The sequence below is a fragment of the Priestia veravalensis genome (assembly GCF_001457055.1).
In the GTDB taxonomy this organism is placed as follows: domain Bacteria; phylum Bacillota; class Bacilli; order Bacillales; family Bacillaceae_H; genus Priestia; species Priestia flexa.
Genome location: NZ_KQ758643.1, coordinates 31,678 through 49,644, shown reverse-complemented (window position 1 = coordinate 49,644; position 17,967 = coordinate 31,678). Strand labels below are relative to the sequence as shown.

General features: G+C 38.5%; 16 protein-coding genes. 12 read left to right on the top strand and 4 right to left on the bottom strand.

Annotation, left to right across the window (positions count from 1 at the left end):
• Nucleotides 1-41 precede the first annotated feature (41 nt).
• The gene (locus AS180_RS09270; protein ID WP_025911871.1) at nucleotides 42-905 is read right to left on the bottom strand and encodes a DegV family protein; all 864 of its coding nucleotides are present in this window, start codon (nucleotides 903-905) and stop codon (nucleotides 42-44) included.
• Nucleotides 906-1,114: 209 nt separating this feature from the next.
• Between AS180_RS09270 and AS180_RS09265 the strand changes: the two genes are divergently transcribed.
• Nucleotides 1,115-1,963, top strand: a complete 849-nt coding sequence (locus tag AS180_RS09265; protein WP_062686731.1) for a YitT family protein — start codon at nucleotides 1,115-1,117, stop codon at nucleotides 1,961-1,963.
• Nucleotides 1,964-2,005: 42 nt separating this feature from the next.
• Here the strand turns inward: AS180_RS09265 and AS180_RS09260 are convergent, their stop codons facing one another.
• Together AS180_RS09260 and AS180_RS23195 are read right to left on the bottom strand one after the other, a co-directional pair.
• Nucleotides 2,006-2,377, bottom strand: a complete 372-nt coding sequence (locus AS180_RS09260; protein ID WP_025908186.1) for a hypothetical protein — start codon at nucleotides 2,375-2,377, stop codon at nucleotides 2,006-2,008.
• Nucleotides 2,378-2,380: 3 nt separating this feature from the next.
• Complete coding sequence (locus tag AS180_RS23195; RefSeq protein WP_153301193.1) at nucleotides 2,381-2,533, bottom strand: hypothetical protein; 153 nt, start codon at nucleotides 2,531-2,533, stop codon at nucleotides 2,381-2,383.
• Between the two features lie 453 nt (nucleotides 2,534-2,986).
• Between AS180_RS23195 and AS180_RS09255 the strand changes: the two genes are divergently transcribed.
• From AS180_RS09255 to AS180_RS09215, 9 genes are all read left to right on the top strand, one after another.
• Nucleotides 2,987-3,295: a metal-sulfur cluster assembly factor gene (locus AS180_RS09255; RefSeq protein ID WP_025908185.1), complete on the top strand. Its 309-nt coding sequence runs from the start codon at nucleotides 2,987-2,989 to the stop codon at nucleotides 3,293-3,295.
• 200 nt (nucleotides 3,296-3,495) lie between these two features.
• On the top strand, nucleotides 3,496-4,539 hold the full coding sequence (gene argC, locus AS180_RS09250) for an N-acetyl-gamma-glutamyl-phosphate reductase (RefSeq protein WP_025908184.1): 1,044 nt from the start codon (nucleotides 3,496-3,498) through the stop codon (nucleotides 4,537-4,539).
• A gap of 26 nt (nucleotides 4,540-4,565) precedes the next feature.
• The gene (argJ, locus tag AS180_RS09245) at nucleotides 4,566-5,798 is read left to right on the top strand and encodes a bifunctional ornithine acetyltransferase/N-acetylglutamate synthase (RefSeq protein ID WP_076513429.1); all 1,233 of its coding nucleotides are present in this window, start codon (nucleotides 4,566-4,568) and stop codon (nucleotides 5,796-5,798) included.
• Between the two features lie 12 nt (nucleotides 5,799-5,810).
• Entirely contained in the window at nucleotides 5,811-6,635 is an 825-nt protein-coding gene (gene argB, locus AS180_RS09240) for an acetylglutamate kinase (RefSeq protein ID WP_062686729.1), read from the top strand.
• On the top strand, nucleotides 6,601-7,755 hold the full coding sequence (locus AS180_RS09235) for an acetylornithine transaminase (RefSeq protein WP_025908181.1): 1,155 nt from the start codon (nucleotides 6,601-6,603) through the stop codon (nucleotides 7,753-7,755). Before argB ends, AS180_RS09235 begins: the two co-directional genes overlap by 35 nt.
• A gap of 69 nt (nucleotides 7,756-7,824) precedes the next feature.
• A complete protein-coding gene (locus tag AS180_RS09230) occupies nucleotides 7,825-8,895 on the top strand; it encodes a carbamoyl phosphate synthase small subunit (protein WP_061785610.1) in 1,071 nt (356 codons plus the stop codon).
• Nucleotides 8,888-12,004, top strand: coding sequence for a carbamoyl phosphate synthase large subunit (locus tag AS180_RS09225; protein ID WP_062686728.1), 3,117 nt, complete (start codon nucleotides 8,888-8,890; stop codon nucleotides 12,002-12,004). The genes AS180_RS09230 and AS180_RS09225 overlap by 8 nt, the downstream gene beginning before the upstream one ends.
• Complete coding sequence (argF, locus tag AS180_RS09220; protein WP_025908178.1) at nucleotides 12,001-12,951, top strand: ornithine carbamoyltransferase; 951 nt, start codon at nucleotides 12,001-12,003, stop codon at nucleotides 12,949-12,951. Before AS180_RS09225 ends, argF begins: the two co-directional genes overlap by 4 nt.
• 356 nt (nucleotides 12,952-13,307) lie before the next feature.
• Nucleotides 13,308-13,952, top strand: a complete 645-nt coding sequence (locus AS180_RS09215; RefSeq protein WP_025908177.1) for an SDR family oxidoreductase — start codon at nucleotides 13,308-13,310, stop codon at nucleotides 13,950-13,952.
• A gap of 37 nt (nucleotides 13,953-13,989) precedes the next feature.
• On the opposite strand, the gene AS180_RS09210 is transcribed toward AS180_RS09215, so the two are convergent.
• On the bottom strand, nucleotides 13,990-14,802 hold the full coding sequence (locus tag AS180_RS09210) for an undecaprenyl-diphosphate phosphatase (protein ID WP_025908176.1): 813 nt from the start codon (nucleotides 14,800-14,802) through the stop codon (nucleotides 13,990-13,992).
• 224 nt (nucleotides 14,803-15,026) lie between these two features.
• Between AS180_RS09210 and AS180_RS09205 the strand changes: the two genes are divergently transcribed.
• Together AS180_RS09205 and clpB are read left to right on the top strand one after the other, a co-directional pair.
• Entirely contained in the window at nucleotides 15,027-15,206 is a 180-nt protein-coding gene (locus AS180_RS09205) for a YjzC family protein (RefSeq protein ID WP_025908175.1), read from the top strand.
• Between the two features lie 103 nt (nucleotides 15,207-15,309).
• On the top strand, nucleotides 15,310-17,910 hold the full coding sequence (gene clpB / locus AS180_RS09200; protein WP_025908174.1) for an ATP-dependent chaperone ClpB: 2,601 nt from the start codon (nucleotides 15,310-15,312) through the stop codon (nucleotides 17,908-17,910).
• The last annotated feature ends 57 nt before the right edge of the window (nucleotides 17,911-17,967 follow it).

The window sequence follows — 17,967 nt, the reverse complement described above, 5'->3', positions numbered from 1 at the left end:
CTTTTTAGAACATATCGTTAGATTACCCTTAACTACAAGCATTATTCGATAATTTCGTTTAAAAAGAAAAGAGCAATCGTCCCAGGTCCAGCGTGAGAACCAACGGCAGCTCCAATCATGTTAATTAAAAACGACTTGCAGCCGAATCGCTCTTCAATCAGTGCTTTTAACTGCATAGCTGTTTCTTCATCATCACCGTGGCTAATTGCAATGGTTTGATCAGCTAGATTTTTTGCACCGCGTTCGTCCATGATATCAATCATACGCTTTAACACTTTCTTACGCCCTCTTAATTTTTCAATTGGAACGAGTTTACCATCTTCAACATGTAATAAAGGCTTGATATTTAGCAATCCTCCAACAAATGCAGAAGCTTTGCTTACGCGTCCGCCTTGTGCAAGAAAATCAAGGTCGTCTACAGTAAAGATATGCTCCATGCTAGACGCATATTGTCTTGTTTTAGATACAAGTTCTTTAAAGTTGAGACCAGCTGCCAGCTGTTGAACAGCATAGTGTACAACAAGACCTTGCCCAAGAGACGCACATTTTGTATCAATAATTTCTAACTCGAAGTTAGGGTATGTTTCCAATAGTTCGTTTTTGACCATCACAGCTGTTTGGTAGGTTCCTGAGAGTTCAGAAGAAAATGCAATATAAATACATTGCTCACCTGATTTAGCCAACTCTTCAAATGTTTCATATACAGTAGCTGGAGCAGCTTGAGATGTTTTCGGCATTGCTCCTTCTCGAATGGCTTCGTATACTTCTGCAGGATTAATTGTTTCTAAATCTAAATATTCCGTGTCGCGTAAATGAACGCGAAGAGGAAGCAATGAAACGTTATTTTCTTTGAAAAAAGAACAAGGTAAGTCACTAGCACTATCTGTTAAAATTTTTATTGACATAAATGTCACCTTCCTACTACATTTATCTAAGCGTTTATTTTTTTACGGTTTGATGAAAAGAAAATAAATACAATAATAATACTAGTGTATAAGCACTGAGGAAAAAATACAATTTATGAATAATTTTTTTATGAAATAAAAATGTTCATACTATAAAAAAAGAATGAGCAAATACTACATGTATACATAAGTTTGGAGGTTTGAAACGATTGAACAAGTGGCTGGAAGTCAAAAAAATTATTGTTATTACAGTTGGTGCTTTATTAAACGCAGTTGCTTTAAACTTATTTCTAATTCCAGCGAATGTTTATTCCAGTGGATTTACAGGAGTCGCCCAATTAATTTCAAGCGTTGTAACTGACTATACGCCGTTTACAATTTCCACAGGTATTTTGCTGCTTTTATTAAACATTCCCGTAACAATTTTAGGATGGAAAAAGGTAGGTAAGACGTTTACGATTTATAGCTTTTATAGCGTTTTAGCTACAACGGTGTTTTTAGAGTTTGTACCGATTGAAGCTTTATCTCAAGACATCATTTTAAACGCGGTATTTGGAGGAGTCATTTTAGCTGTAGGAGTAGGAATTACGCTGAAGTTTGGTGCTTCAACAGGAGGATTAGACATCATTGCTATGGTGTTGTCCCGTATGAAAGATAAGCCAATCGGTGGCTATTTATTTACGTTAAATGCTGTCATTATTGCAGCTGCAGGTCTGTTATATGGGGCTGAAAAATCGTTATATACGCTCGTTGCCTTATATACAACGACTCGAGTCATCGATGTTATTCATACGCGCCACGTGAAAGTGACAGCGATGATTGTAACCAAAAAAGGCGAGGAGCTTAGAAAAGCCATTCATTCCAAGTTGGTACGAGGTATCACCGCTGTTCCTGCAAAAGGTGGTTTTACAAATGAAGAAAAAGAAATGCTAATGATTGTTTTGACAAGATATGAGCTTTTTGATTTAGAAAAAACTATTAAAGACGTCGATCCTCATGCGTTTACGAATATTGTACAAACGACAGGCATATTCGGGTTATTTCGCAAAGAAGAATAAAAGCAAAAGCACGCTGCAATACATAGCGTGCTTTTGCTTTTATTAATTCTTTTTTTCTAAATATTCAGCAAGCTCATGCAGCTGTGCTTGTTCAGATGGAGAGGCATTGTTTTCAATATGAGATAACATATCTTCCGCAATTTCCATCTGACCTGCTGGCGTGTGTGATGAAGCAGCCTGCTTTGTATTATATGTTTGATTTAAAGAATTTTCGAAATGCTGAATTTTCTCCTGTTCTTGAGATGAAGCATCCGACATCACGGCTTTTAACATTTCGCCTGAAATATCAAGTTCGCCGTTGTGGCTTTTATGATTTTCATGATTTGAAAGACTCTCGCCTTTATGATGCTCAGAGCGATTTGAAACAACATTTTGGATTGTCTCTTTTACTTGTTGAAAAAATGACTGTTTCATACGTTATTGACCTCCATGAGGAGCGTGGCTTTGCTGGGCTTGAAACGCTTCAGCCTCCGCCAGTGTCATATGATAAGGAATACGTTCATCATGCTTTTGTACTGCATCTGCACCTTGTTTGACAAAACGCTTTGATCGATTGCTTCTACCCATCATATCTTCCTCCTCTAAAATAAAGAAAATCGACACTTAACTAAGCGTCGATTATAGTGTGTGCAGCTTTGATGAAAAGATAGCGTAAAAAAAATTACCTGTGCTTTCAAAAAATAGTTAAGTTATAAATTTAAGGTCTTTTCCAAATAATAAGCAATACCATTGTCTTCATTTGAAAGGTAGAATGGTTTTATTATCAGCTAATAGCGTGCCGTCTAAATCTAAAGCAATTAAATGTTTTTTTGTATTCATACAGTCTCCTTTACACATCTTAATAAGTAATCGAACTTAATTAGTTGGATTTATATATATTAAAAAAGAGCGTAATTCATTCGCTTATTTTCTATCTTACATAAGTTTGTGGAAAGAACAAAGCACAACGTTTGACAGATAGAAATGAGATTGTTACGGTAAAACAATCAAAAAAGAATCTCATATATGAAAGGAGATTGCGACATGGATGAACAATTAAAAGAAAAGATCATGGAATCACTGGAAGAGGTAGTTGACCCTGAACTAGGCGTTGATATTGTAAACTTAGGCCTTGTTTACGACGTAATTATGGAGGAGAACCAAACAGTTGTTGTGACGATGACGTTAACATCAATTGGTTGCCCGTTAGCAGGAGCAATTACAGAAGACGTAAAGAAAAATGTAATCGAGGTAGACGGCGTTGAAAATGTCGAAGTGAATATTACCTTTAACCCTCCATGGGAAAAGGAGAGAATGTCACGATATGCGAAAATCGCATTAGGCATTCAGTGAAGAAAAAGTACTTCAGCTTAAAAGTTGGAGTACTTTTTTTGAATATTATGTAATAAAAATTAATTTGTATGTATATTTAAAACAAAATAATAAACTTCAAAAAAAGATAGACTTTTTTTAAATATTCGTTTGATTTTATTTTTATACAGTATTATAATGAGAAATAATTCAAACAGTTACGTAGAAAAAGGAGTAGTATTATGACACAGGTTAACGTCGGTATTGTTGGAGCAACAGGTTACGGTGGCGTCGAACTAATTCGGTTGTTAGACGGTCATCCACATTTTAATATTCATTCGGTTTATTCATCTTCACAAAATGATTTGCCAATATCTGAAGTTTATCCACACTTATCCCATTTTGCATATAAATTAAAAGGAATTAATCCTAAAGAAATGGCAAAAGAAGTTGAACTGGTTTTCACAGCAACTCCTTCAGGGGTATCGAGTAAACTAGTTCCCACACTAATTAACGAAGGATTAAAAGTAGTTGATCTCTCAGGAGATTTTCGATTAAAAGATGAAGAGTTATATGAGCAATGGTATAAAAAGCCTTCTGCTAGTTTGGAAGATTTAGAGAAGGCCATTTATGGCTTATCAGAATGGTTTGCAGATGAGGTATCATCCGCTGACTTTATTTCAAACCCAGGATGTTACCCAACGGCAACGTTATTAGGGCTAGCACCGCTTGCTCAAGAAAAGATAGTGGTTTCTAATTCTATTATTATTGATGCAAAGTCCGGTATTTCAGGAGCGGGTCGTGGGCTGTCTCAACTCGCACATTATGCTGAAATTAATGAAAATATGAAAATCTATAAAGTTAATAAGCATCAACATATTCCAGAAATTGAATCCATATTATCACGATGGGATTCTGAAATTGGTAACGTAATGTTTAATACGCATCTCATTCCAATGACGCGAGGAATCATGACTACGATGTACGCACAATTAAAAGAAGAAAAGTCGATAGAAGAACTTCATGCACTGTATGTGCAGGCGTATGAAGCAAAGCCTTTTGTTCGAGTGAGGAAGCTGGGAGAATTTCCATCAACAAAAGAAGTGAGCGGATCAAACTATTGTGATATAGGCCTTGATTACGATGAGCGTACAAAAAGGGTCACAATTGTCTCAGTCATTGATAACTTGATGAAGGGTGCAGCAGGGCAAGCCGTACATAATGCAAATATCATGCTGGGCTTTGAAGAGAATTTAGGTATTAATGGATTACCTGTTTATCCATGATGAGCAGCGTAGGAGGGAATAATGTGATTACAGTAAAAAAGAGTTTGCTAGATATTAAAAAGATAGAGAATGGTACAGTTGTTAGTCCAAAAGGATTTTCCGCTGCGGGAGTTCACGCAGGACTTCGATATGAGAAAAAAGATATTGGGGTTATTATGAGTGAAGTGCCTGCTAATTGTGCGGCAGTTTATACGCTGAATACGTTTCAAGCAGCACCTTTATATGTGACAAAAGATAGCATCAGTCAAGAACAAAAATTACAAGCCGTTGTTGTGAACAGCGCTTGTGCGAATGCTTGTACAGGTGAGCAAGGTTTAGAAGACGCATATGAAATGCGTGCTACAAGCGCTGAGCAGTTTCATGTACCGGCTCATTATGTAGCCGTCGCTTCTACAGGAGTAATTGGCGAACTATTAAACATGAAGAAGATTAATGCAGGAATTAAGCAACTCCAACCAGTAAACACGCAGAAAGGAGCAGAAGCTTTTCAAACAGCGATTTTAACAACTGACACGGTGATGAAAACTGCTTGTTATGAAGTGGTCGTAGATGGAAAAACCGTTACGATTGGTGGAGCAGCAAAAGGGTCAGGTATGATTCATCCTAACATGGCAACGATGCTTGGATTTGTAACGACAGATGCCAATATCGAATCAGCTGTTTTACAAGATGCGCTTCGCTCTATTACGAATAAAAGTTTTAACCAAATTACGGTTGATGGAGATACATCAACAAACGATATGGTGTTAGTACTTGCAAATGGCAAGGCTGAAAACGAAACGCTAACGGTCAATCACTCTGATTGGAAAGCATTTTATGAGGCACTTCGACTTGTGTGTGAGGATCTTGCCAAGCAAATTGCTCGCGATGGAGAAGGCGCAACAAAGCTTATTGAAGTAAATGTTGAAGGCGCTGCTACCAACGAAGAAGCCAATATAATTGCTAAACAAATTGTTGGTTCAAGTCTTGTCAAAACAGCGATGTACGGAGCGGATGCAAACTGGGGAAGAATTATTTGCGCAGTTGGCTACAGTGGAGTCAAAATTAATCCAAATGATATAACGGTGGCGTTAGGTGACATCGTGATGCTGAAAAATAGTCAGCCTCAAGCGTTTGATGAAGAAGCGGCTAAAAACTATTTACAGCAGGAACATGTAGCTGTGAATGTATCTCTTAATGAAGGAACAGCCAAAGGGAAAGCATGGGGGTGTGACTTAACCTACGATTACGTGAAAATTAATGCAAGTTACCGAACGTAAGGAGAGAAGACGATGTCAGGTGTAAAAACAATTGTTATAAAATGTGGAGGAAGCATCATTAATCAGCTAACCAATTCATTTTTTCGGGATTTAAAAAAGCTGATTGACAGTGGACATAATATTGTATTGGTACATGGTGGCGGTCCAGATATTGCGAATATGCTAGCAAAGCTTAATATTGAAGCAGAGTTTGTCGATGGCTTGCGCCGAACATCTAAAGAAGCCTTAGAAGTAGTGACAATGGTGCTCTCAGGAAAAGTAAACAAACAGCTGGTGCGCGATATTCAAATTCAAGGCCTCCAAGCAGTTGGTTTATCAGGGTGTGATGCACAGCTCTTAGAAGCCGAAGCTATCGACTTTGAAAAGTTAGGTTATGTCGGCGAAGTGGTTTCTGTTAATGAGCAGCTTTTAAAGCAGCTAATAGATCAAAGTTATATTCCAGTTATTTCATCTATTGGTGTAAATATCCAAGGTGAGATGTTTAACATCAATGCTGATGTAGCAGCAGGTTCGATTGCTAAGGCACTCGGAGCAGAAAAGCTCATGTTTGTAACGGATGTGCAAGGTGTTTTAAAAGACCAGCAGCTGTTACCAGAATTGACGGTAGAAGAAGTGAACTACCTAATCGAAGAGAAAACCATTTATGGTGGTATGATTCCGAAGGTCATGTCAGCAGTCAAAGCGCTGTCTCCAACGCTACACGAAGTCAATATTATCAGCGGTATTAACGGCTTTTTAGATCAAAATGGAAACTTAGTCGGAACTGCAATTAAACATACTATTAAAGGTGGAGAGGACAAAGATGAGCTCGTTATTTCCAACGTATCAACGTCTTGATATACATGTAAAAGAAGCAAACGGAACACATTTAACGGATGAAAAGAATCAAACATATTTAGATTTTATTTCAGGCATTGCCGTATGTAACGTGGGACATCGTCATCCGGAAGTTCAAAAAGCAGTAGAAGAACAGTTAAATAAAGTATGGCACGTGTCTAATTTATTTCATCAATCCATTCAAGAAGAAGTAGCTAGCTTGCTTGTTGCTAATTCAAGCGGAGACGCAGTATTCTTTTGTAACAGCGGAGCAGAAGCTAACGAAGCAGCTATTAAACTAGCGAGAAAGCATACCAAAAAGCATAAAATTATTACGTTTACGAAATCATTCCATGGTCGTACGTTTGCAACAATGACGGCAACTGGGCAAGCAAAAATTCATGAAGGATTTGGACCGCTTGTTAATGAGTTTGTTTATCTTCCATATAATGACGTAGAAAGCTTAGAGGCGGAAATGGATGATACGGTAGCTGCAATCATGACAGAAGTTGTTCAAGGTGAAGGTGGGGTAGTGCCAGGAACAGAAAGCTTTTTAACAACTATTCAAAAGCTATGTCAGGAATACGGTGCGCTGTTTATTGTCGATGAAGTACAAACAGGAATCGGTCGAACAGGTAAACCATTTGCTTATCAGCATTTTAATTTATCTCCTGATATTATTACAGCTGCAAAAGGGTTAGGAAGCGGAATGCCTGTTGGTGCGATGATTGGGAAAGCCTTTTTAACGGAGTCATTTGGACCAGGAAGCCATGGTACGACATTTGGAGGGAATCCAATTGCCTTAGCATCGGCTAAAGCAACGCTACAAATTATTTTTAATAAGCAATTCTTAGAAGAAGTCAATGCCAAGTCAGTCACTTTCAACAATCGGTTAGCAGAAATGCTAGAAAGCTATTCGGTTGTTAAAGAAGTTCGTGGAAAAGGTTTTATGATTGGTATTGAATGCGGTGAATATCAAGCACAGTTAATCACTGAGATGCGTGAAAAAGGGCTCTTAGTGTTAGGTGCAGGTCCTCACGTGATACGTTTACTACCGCCATTAACAGTAAGTAATGAAGAATTGGCAGAAGCACTAAATATTATGAAGCAAGTATTTCAAGAGCTTAAGGTAACGATATAACCGGTATTTTTTTGGGATTTATGTATAAAAATTCTTTAAAATAAATAATTATTCGAAGAGGGATGCAAAATGAATGGATATTTACATTTAGCAAACGGAGATTCATTTGAAGGTAGTATTGAACATACTGCCTCTCACCAAGCAAGCGGAGAAATTGTCTTTTTTACAGGAATGACAGGCTATCAAGAAGTTGTGACGGATCCTTCTTATAAAGACCAGATTATTGTTTTCACCTATCCATTGATTGGAAATTACGGAATTAATGAAAAAGACTTTGAAAGTAAAAAACCTCACGTAGCAGGCGTTGTCGTATACGAATGTTCCGATGAAGGATTCCATTATGAAGCGATGTATAGCTTTAAGCAATATTTGAAAAAGTGGAATATTCCTCTTATCACACATGTGGATACGAGAGCGGTCGTTAAACGAATTCGAAAAGAGGGTACAATGCAAGCAGCCTTTTCCGCTTCTGCTCAAGGTAACGTAGTAACGCACTCTGAACCATACGTAGTTAAGCAAGTATCAACGAAAGAAGTTGTATCACACGCTGGAGATAAACAACATATTGTACTAATGGATTTTGGCTGTAAGAAGTCTATTTTACAAGAATTGTTAAACCGTGGTTGCAAAGTGACGGTGGTTCCTTATTCGACTTCACTAGACGAAATTAAAGACTTAAAGCCAGATGGAATTGTTCTATCAAACGGACCGGGAGACCCGATGCAAGTGGCGAATCAATTATCAGAAATCAAAGCAATTATCAGTAAGTATCCAACGCTTGGAATTTGCTTTGGTCACCAGTTAATTGGCCTAGCGTTCGGTGCAAAAACCAAAAAATTAATGTTCGGTCATCGTGGAGCAAATCAGCCTGTTATTGATTTATTCACGAACAAAGTATGTATGACGTCACAAAACCATAGCTATGTGGTAGATGAAATGACAATCGAACAAACGCCTCTTAAAGTACGATTTAAAAATGTAAATGATCAGTCAGTTGAAGGTCTTGTACATGAGCAACTTCCGGTGTTATCAGTACAGTATCACCCAGAAGCGCATCCGGGACCAAGTGATAGCACATATATCTTTGATGAATTTATGAAGCAAGTACAGCAAGTTGGGAGCGAAAAAGTATATGCCTAAAGATAAAACAATACAAACCATTTTAGTTATTGGCTCTGGTCCAATTGTCATTGGGCAAGCAGCGGAATTTGATTACTCAGGCACACAAGCGTGTCTTTCACTGAAAGAAGAAGGCTATGAAGTCATTTTAATTAACAACAACCCGGCTACCATTATGACGGATACGCATATAGCTGATCGCATTTATTTTGAACCACTCACAGTGGATTCTGTTGAAAAGGTTATTGCAAAAGAAAAACCAGATGGACTTTTAGCAACACTAGGAGGACAAACGGGACTGAACTTAGCGTTAGAGCTACATGAACATCAAATTTTAGAAAAATACGGTGTGAAACTGCTAGGTACACCAATTGAATCTATTAAGCAAGGAGAAAGCCGTGAAGAGTTTCGTGCTCTGATGCAAGAACTAAATGAACCGGTTCCTGAAAGTGAAGTTGTAACAGAAGTTGAGCAAGCGTTAACGTTTGCGAAAGAAATCGGCTTTCCAGTTATTGTTCGACCAGCCTATACTCTGGGTGGAACTGGTGGAGGGATTGCACATTCACTAGAAGAACTTGAAAAGCTTGCTACGTCAGGTCTTCGAGAAAGTGCTATTCACCAATGTTTAGTTGAAAAAAGCATCGCAGGATTTAAAGAAGTAGAGTATGAAGTCATGCGTGATGCCAACGGAACATGCATTACAATTTGTAACATGGAAAATATTGATCCAGTTGGTGTACATACAGGGGATTCTGTTGTAGTCGCACCTTCACAAACATTAACAGACGTTGAGTATCAGATGCTGCGTTCATCATCGATTAAAATTATCTCAGCGCTTGGTATTATTGGTGGTTGTAATATTCAATTTGCGCTTGATCCTACTAGCAAGCAATATTATCTGATTGAGGTAAATCCGCGCGTCAGTCGTTCATCAGCTTTAGCATCAAAAGCGACGGGATATCCAATTGCAAAGATTGCAGCGAAACTATCCGTTGGATATAACCTTCATGAGTTATTAAACCCTGTTACGGGCGATACGTATGCTAGCTTTGAACCAGCGTTAGACTATGTGGTTGTTAAGTTTCCTAGATGGCCATTTGATAAATTCTTCTATGCAGAAAGAACGCTCGGAACGCAGATGAAAGCAACAGGTGAAGTAATGGCGATTGATCGTACCTTTACAAGAAGCTTCCAAAAAGCATTATCGTCTCTTGAAATTGATTTAAATGGACTAGAAGTAGAAGAACTACAGGATTTATCTTTAGAAGCTCTATTTGATAAGCTAGCAGATCAAAGTGACGAGCGAATCTTTATCATTTTAGAATTGCTACGTCGAAGTGTGACAACAACAGAGATTCATGAAAAAACGGAAATTGATTATTTCTATTTAAATCATTTCAGTAACTTAATTAAACAAGAGCAAGAATTAAAGAACGTTAATTTGGATTCAATTGAAAAAGAAGCACTAAAGAATGCAAAAGAACAAGGCTTTACTGATGCATATTTAGCATCGATCTGGAATGTTTCAGAGCTGCAAGTACGCTCGAAGCGTAAAAATATGAAGATTTATCCAAGCTACAAAATGGTTGATACGTGCGCAGCAGAATTTGAATCATCTACTGCATATTTCTATTCTAGCTACTATGGGGAAAATGAAATCGAAACGTCTTCAAACAAAAAAGTGGCAATTATCGGGTCTGGACCGATTCGAATTGGGCAAGGTGTAGAATTTGACTACAGCTCTGTACACGGTGTGTGGGCGCTTGAAAAGGCCGGTTATGAAACAATTTTAATTAACAACAATCCAGAAACGGTTAGCACAGACTTTGAAGTAGCAGATCGCCTCTATTTTGAACCAGTTACGGTTGAAGATGTCTTAAACGTTTTAGAAGCAGAAAGCGTAAATGACGTTATCGTTCAGTATGGCGGGCAAACGGCTATTTCATTAGTTAAAGGACTTGAAGAAGCAGGAGTGAACTTGCTTGGTATTACTAACAGCATGATTGATGCACTGGAAGACCGCGAACAGTTTTATCAGCTGTTAGACGATTGTCATATTCCTCATATTCCTGGTGAGATGGCAGACAACGAGCAACAGCTTGTGAAAAAGGCAAAAGAAATGGGCTTTCCGTTATTAATTCGTCCTTCTTACGTTATTGGAGGAAAAGGAATGCTTACGCTTCAAAGTGAACAGGAGCTCATGGATTGTTTATCATCCATTAAACCATCACATTTCCCAATGCTTCTCGATGCTTACTATCCGGGGCAAGAAGCTGAAGTGGATGTCGTTTGCGATGGAAAAGACGTTTTAATTCCAACAATCGTTGAGCATGTTGAAAAAGCAGGTGTTCACTCTGGTGATAGCTATGCGCTTCTACCAGCTCAAAGTGTAACGAACGCTCATAAACAACAAATGGTTTTATATGCTCAAAAAATTGTTCAAAAGCTTAACTATAAAGGAATTATGAATATTCAATATGTAATCTATAACGACGAAGTATATGTTTTAGAGGTAAACCCTCGTGCAAGTCGTACAGTCCCTGTTGTAAGTAAAGTATGCGATGTTCCGCTTATTTCGCTATCAACGCAAGTATTGCTCGGGAAATCTTTGTCGGAAATGAGCGAACAAACGGGTTTATTGCCAGACCCATCATACGTAACAGTTAAGTTTCCTGTCTTTTCGACAAGTAAGTTATCAGGAGTAGACCCGCTTGTTGGGCCGGAAATGAAATCAACGGGAGAAGGAATTGCGATTGCTTCTACAATTGAAGAAGCATCTAAAAAAGCATTTCATCAATACGTAACATCTAAAAAAGAAGCTGTTGAAGTCTATATTGATGCAGCAGAAGTATCAGAAGAGTTAAAAACAGCGATTACCCATGCTGGCTTGAAACTGGCAGATACGAAAGATTTACAAGCGTGGACAAAAGGTAAAGAAGCATTACTATTTGTAAGTTTTGATTCTGCAAAGAAAGATAATCGTATGCTTGCATTAAAGCACGGTCTGCTAGTACTAACAGAACTAGAAACGTTTGAACTGTTCTTACAGTCATATCATGTAAGTGAGTATAGTGTATCGTCAATACAAGAATGGTTTCAACATAACGAAAAGGAAGTGACAATCTCATGAGTACCGTATCAGCATCCGCAAACTTAAAAGGTAAAGATTTGCTCACGTTAAAAGATTTAACACCAGAAGATATTATGTTTTTACTAGAAAGCGCTATTACCTTAAAAGAAAAGCATGAAAATGGAGAAATCGTTAAAACGCTTGAAGGAAAAACATTGGGAATGATTTTTGAAAAGTCATCTACACGAACGCGTGTATCGTTTGAAGCAGGCATGCTTCAGCTGGGTGGAAATGCGTTGTTTTTAAGCAGTCAAGACCTTCAAATTGGCCGCGGTGAAACAATTGGCGATACGGCTCAAGTGCTGTCGCAGTTTATCGATGCGATTATGATCCGTACGTTTGAACATTCTAAAATAGAAGAGCTGGCAGAATACGCTTCTATCCCGGTAATTAATGGCTTGACGGATGATTATCATCCGTGCCAAGCACTAGCGGATTTGCTTACAATTTATGAGCATAAACAAACGTTCAGCGGTTTAAAGGTAGCTTACGTAGGTGACGGAAATAATGTAGCTCATTCACTAATGATTGCATGTGCAAAAATGGGAGTTGATTGTTCAATTGGTTGTCCCTCTGGCTATGAACCAAAGGAATTTGTAACGGAATATGCAAAAAAAGTTGCCAGCGAAACTGGAGCAACCATTACAATTACAGAAAATCCTGTTAAAGCTGTTCAAAATGCTGATGCTATTTATGCAGATGTATGGACGAGTATGGGGCAGGAAGAAGAAGCGAAAAAGCGTTTAGAAGTATTTGCTTCGTATCAAGTGAACGATGAGCTTGTTCAGCATGCTAAGTCAGATTATCTGTTTTTACATTGCTTACCTGCACATCGTGAAGAAGAAGTAACAGCAAGCATTATTGACGGGCCGAACTCCGTTGTATTCCAGCAAGCCGGAAATCGCATGCACGTACAAAAAGCATTGCTGCAAGCAATATTAGCGTAATGATGGCATAAAGAGACTGGGACATAAGTATTTCAGTCAATGAACTGTCCGAGCTATTGAAAGTTAAATACTTTTGGTAGCTCGGATAGTTTTTGTTAGTTTGAAAAACCACTAAAAACTAGTGGAATGGAGCTTAAGACACTCGACTCTCGCGGAAAGCGAATGTCTTAAGCGCAGTGGAACGAACTTGTTTTTACAACCTAACTCGTTTAGAAACGTTATGGTTCGTCTTAGAGATGGAATCATTTCGTTATGTCACAGCTTGTTGTATATATGTTCCTTTCGTATCATGTTTAATTTGGACAATCCCGGGGAACACGATAAACATATTAAGCAGAACGAAAGGTGAGGACATAATGAAAGTTTTAGTAGTAGGAGCAAATGGAACAACAGGTAAGCAAGTAGTTGAATTATTAGCTAGCTCTAGTCAACACCAACCATATGCAATGGTTCGTGAAGAAGAACAAAAACAAGCATTCGAACAACAAAATGTAGATGTGGTATTAGCTGATTTAGAAAAAGACGTATCAGAAGCAGTTAAAGGAATGGATGCTGTTATCTTTACCGCAGGATCTGGTGGTCATACGGGAGATGATAAGACAATTGCCGTGGATCAAAATGGAGCGAAGAATGTTATTGATGCAGCAAAGAAAGCAGGAGTGAAGCGCTTTGTTATGTTAAGTTCAATGGGGACGGATGCGCCTGAGCAAGGTCCAGATGGGCTTCAACTCTATCTTCGTGCCAAAGCAATTGCGGATGAGTATTTAAAACAATCAAACCTAGCGTATACAATTGTTCGTCCAGGAAGTTTATCAGATGATAAAGCCACTGGAGAAATTGATGTGAACACAGACATTGCTGACAAATCAGAAACAATTCCTCGAGCAGACGTTGCCAAAGTACTTGTAGCAAGCTTAGATGAAGAAACAACAGTTGGCAAAACGTTTGAAATATTAAGCGGTAAAACAGAAATTGAACAAGCAATTCAATTTGCTCATTAAAAAAATGCGGATGGAAAAAACCATCCGCATTTTTTGTTTAAAGGAAAATAACCACTAATGCACCGACAATAAAGCAGTAAATGGCAAAGTATTTTAAGTTTCCTCGCGCCATAATGCCCATAAACCACTTTAATGAGAAGTAAGAAGCGATTAATGAAGCAAAGAAAGCTACTGTATAGGGTAGTAATAGCTCAGAAACGTTTGGATCCTTTAAGATGTCGCTAATTCCTAATACTGTTACACCTAAGCTCACGGGAATGTAAAGTAAAAATGAGAAACGAAGAGCCGTTTCTTGCTTTGTTCCGCGTAGCATAGCAGCAACAATTGTTGCCCCTGAGCGACTAATTCCAGGGATAAGCGCTACGGCCTGTGCTAATCCAATAATGATAGCGTCTTTTACAGAAAGCGCTGCGTCATTTTTTCGCCCGCGAAGGTTACGAATAATCCAAAGGGCAATACCTGTAGCAATTAAAGCAAAACCAAGCACTTTTAATGATTTTAGATTGGCTTCAATTACATCGCCAAACAGTACACCGATAACGCCTGCTGGAATTGTTCCGATAATTAAATAGATAATAAATTGAAAATCTGATTTCGAATTTGGATCTTTTGTTTTTAAGAACTTAAGGCCATTTACAATAAGTCGAATAATATCTTCACGATAAATAATGAGTACCGCAATGAGAGAAGCTGTATTGACTAAAATTTCAAAACTGAGGCCTTCAATATTTAAACCGAATAAATGTTGAGCTAGTACAATATGTCCGCTAGACGAGACAGGAATTGGCTCTGTAATCCCTTGGAAAAGGCCTAAAAATAAATATTTCAAAAGCAAATAAAATTGTTCCATGCATAAATCCTTTCTACATTTTTAATAGTTAATTTAGATACTTGTTAAAGGTACATATCCCAGTATAAAAAAACTTTGCGCCACTGTGAAGTGAAAAGGGGAATTCCTTTAAATGTAAACGCTTTTTCTAATGTTTTCCTAGTTCATATCCTGATTATGAAATGAAAAACAGGGGGCATAGTATAAGAGAAGAGCTGGATTTTATTAATGAAGGAGGAAGGGAAATGGGACAAAATCGTCATTTTACAGCAGGTCAAAAAGCGCCAAATAACGGTGTTTATATAGAAATTGGTGAAACTGGAAGCAACGTGAATCATCCGAAAAAAGTGAAGTTAAAAGCAGGAGATCGCTTTCCAGAAACGTCTAATGATGATCGTCATTGGACATATATTAGAAAGCCATAATACGCAAGTAAAGCCATCTTCTGCAGATGGCTTTACTTGCGTGGGAAAACCATTTTATAATATGAAATAAAGGTCAAAAATAGTCAAAAACGGAGGGGTTTCAATGGATGTAAATAAAATGACGCAAAAGCTTCAGGAAGGAGTTATGAACGCACAATCTGAGGCCATCAAGCGAGGTCATCAAGAAATTGATAGTCTACACTTGCTTTACTCATTGATTCATCAGCCAGATGGAATTGCAGTTCGTATTTTAGAGCACTTACATATTGAAACAGAGAAGTTTGTAAAAAGTGTAGAAGCGGAGCTAGCGAAAAAGCCGTCTGTAACAGGTTCAGGTGTTGAAGCTGGCAAAATATATATTACGTCTGCTCTACAGCAACTGCTCGTTAAAGCTCAAGAAGAGGCAGACGGTTTAAAAGACGAGTACATGGCGGTGGAGCATTTATTTTTAGCCGCTGCTAATGAGGCCTCTACAACTAGCTTGGGAAGGTTGTTTAGCCAGTACGGAATCACGAAGCAAAAACTAATGGAAGTTCTGCAAAAAATTCGTGGCAACCAGCGCATTACGAGCCAAACACCAGAAGGCACATATGAAGTTTTAAGCAAGTATGGTCGTGATTTGGTAGCAGAAGTACGAGAAGGCAAAGTAGATCCTGTTATTGGACGAGATCAAGAAATTCGTCGCGTGATTCGAATCCTGTCTCGTAAAACGAAGAATAATCCAGTATTAATCGGAGAACCAGGCGTTGGGAAGACGGCGATTGTAGAAGGACTTGCACAGCGTATTGTGCGAAGAGATGTGCCGGAAGGATTAAAGGATAAAATGGTGTTTGCTCTAGATATGGGAGCCTTAGTAGCAGGAGCGAAGTTTCGCGGTGAATTTGAAGAGCGTTTAAAAGCGGTGTTACAAGAAGTCAAAAAAAGCAATGGCCAAATTTTATTATTTATTGATGAGCTTCATACCATTGTAGGAGCTGGCCGTACAGATGGAGCCATGGATGCTGGAAATTTACTCAAGCCAATGCTTGCTCGCGGTGAACTTCACTGCATTGGAGCAACAACCCTGGATGAATACCGTCAATATATTGAAAAAGACCCTGCGTTAGAGCGCCGCTTTCAGCAAGTGTTAGTTGAAGAGCCAACGGTAGAAGATACGATTTCTATTCTTCGAGGGTTAAAAGAACGATTTGAAATTCATCACGGTGTAAACATCCATGACCGGGCTCTTGTTTCAGCTGCTGTTATGTCAGATCGCTACATATCTGACCGTTTTTTGCCCGATAAAGCAATTGATCTGATTGACGAAGCGTGTGCAACCATTCGAACAGAAATTGATTCTATGCCAGCAGAATTAGATGAGGTAACAAGAAGAGTCATGCAGCTGCAGATTGAAGAGGCTGCATTAAGTAAAGAAACGGACTTTGCTAGTACACAGCGTCTAACCGCTATTCGGGAAGAAGTAGCGAACTTAACTGAAAAAGCAGACGTGATGAAGCTTCAATGGGAGAAGGAGAAGCAGTCCATTCAAGCTGTCCAAGACGTCAGGGAAAAGCTAGAAAAAGCAAAGCGAGATCTAGAAGAAGCAGAAGGGCGTTATGACCTAAATAAAGCAGCAGAGCTTCGTCATGGACATATTCCAGCCTATGAGAAAGAATTAAAACAGCTTGAGGCCGAAGCTGCAAAAAAACAAGAGTCTCGTTTGCTGCGTGAAGAAGTTACGGAAGAAGAAATTGCAGAAATTGTGGGACGATGGACAGGCATTTCAGTGTCAAAGCTCGTAGAAGGAGAGCGAGAAAAGCTGTTAAAAATGGAATCTATTTTAAAAGCGCGCGTAATTGGGCAGGATGAGGCAGTGTCGCTTGTAACTGATGCGGTGATTCGAGCACGAGCAGGCATTCAAGATCCAAATCGCCCAATCGGTTCGTTTATCTTTCTGGGCCCAACTGGAGTTGGAAAGACAGAATTAGCTAAAACGTTAGCTGAAACGTTGTTTGACAGCGAAGATCATATTATTCGTATTGATATGTCTGAGTACATGGAAAAGCATGCAGTTTCACGCTTGATTGGTGCTCCTCCAGGATATGTTGGCTATGAAGAAGGAGGACAGTTAACGGAAGCTGTTCGTAGAAAACCATACTCCGTGGTCTTGCTGGATGAAATTGAAAAAGCACATCCAGAGGTGTTTAACGTGCTCCTTCAAATGTTGGATGATGGAAGGATAACAGATTCAAAAGGAAAGACCGTTGATTTTAAAAATACGATTATTATTATGACATCGAATATTGGTTCACAAACACTGTTAGAAGGTTTAACAGAAGATGGAAACATTGAGGAGTCAAGTCGAGAACAAGTACTTCAGCAGCTTCGCCAGCATTTTCGACCTGAGTTTTTAAATCGTGTGGATGACACGATTTTATTTAAGCCACTGTCAGTGAGTGAAGTAAAATCAATTATTGAAAAGCTTCTTAAGCAGCTTGAAAGCCGTTTGCAAGAAAGACATATTACGCTGACACTAACTGAAGAAGCAAAAAATTACATTGCGAAAGCAGGGTTTGATCCTGTTTATGGTGCGCGCCCGCTTAAACGATTTATTCAAAAGTATGTTGAAACTAAAATTGCTAGGGAATTAATTGCTGGCCATATCACAAATCATAGCGATGTAGTTATTGATAATAGAGGTGAAGAGTTCATTATTGAACAATAAATAAAAGACCATTTAGTGATTGCTAAATGGTCTTTTTGTGCTTTTAAAAAACGAAGT

Coding starts and splice junctions, on each gene's coding strand:
- AS180_RS09205 (WP_025908175.1), top strand. CDS start 15,027: ATGGGACAAAATCGTCATTTTACAGCAGGTCAAAAAGCGCCAAATAAC.
- AS180_RS09210 (WP_025908176.1), bottom strand. CDS start 14,802: ATGGAACAATTTTATTTGCTTTTGAAATATTTATTTTTAGGCCTTTTC.
- AS180_RS23195 (WP_153301193.1), bottom strand. CDS start 2,533: ATGATGGGTAGAAGCAATCGATCAAAGCGTTTTGTCAAACAAGGTGCA.
- AS180_RS09270 (WP_025911871.1), bottom strand. CDS start 905: ATGTCAATAAAAATTTTAACAGATAGTGCTAGTGACTTACCTTGTTCT.
- AS180_RS09230 (WP_061785610.1), top strand. CDS start 7,825: ATGAATGGATATTTACATTTAGCAAACGGAGATTCATTTGAAGGTAGT.
- AS180_RS09235 (WP_025908181.1), top strand. CDS start 6,601: ATGAGCTCGTTATTTCCAACGTATCAACGTCTTGATATACATGTAAAA.
- AS180_RS09260 (WP_025908186.1), bottom strand. CDS start 2,377: ATGAAACAGTCATTTTTTCAACAAGTAAAAGAGACAATCCAAAATGTT.
- argC (WP_025908184.1), top strand. CDS start 3,496: ATGACACAGGTTAACGTCGGTATTGTTGGAGCAACAGGTTACGGTGGC.
- argF (WP_025908178.1), top strand. CDS start 12,001: ATGAGTACCGTATCAGCATCCGCAAACTTAAAAGGTAAAGATTTGCTC.
- AS180_RS09225 (WP_062686728.1), top strand. CDS start 8,888: ATGCCTAAAGATAAAACAATACAAACCATTTTAGTTATTGGCTCTGGT.
- AS180_RS09255 (WP_025908185.1), top strand. CDS start 2,987: ATGGATGAACAATTAAAAGAAAAGATCATGGAATCACTGGAAGAGGTA.
- AS180_RS09215 (WP_025908177.1), top strand. CDS start 13,308: ATGAAAGTTTTAGTAGTAGGAGCAAATGGAACAACAGGTAAGCAAGTA.
- clpB (WP_025908174.1), top strand. CDS start 15,310: ATGGATGTAAATAAAATGACGCAAAAGCTTCAGGAAGGAGTTATGAAC.
- argB (WP_062686729.1), top strand. CDS start 5,811: ATGTCAGGTGTAAAAACAATTGTTATAAAATGTGGAGGAAGCATCATT.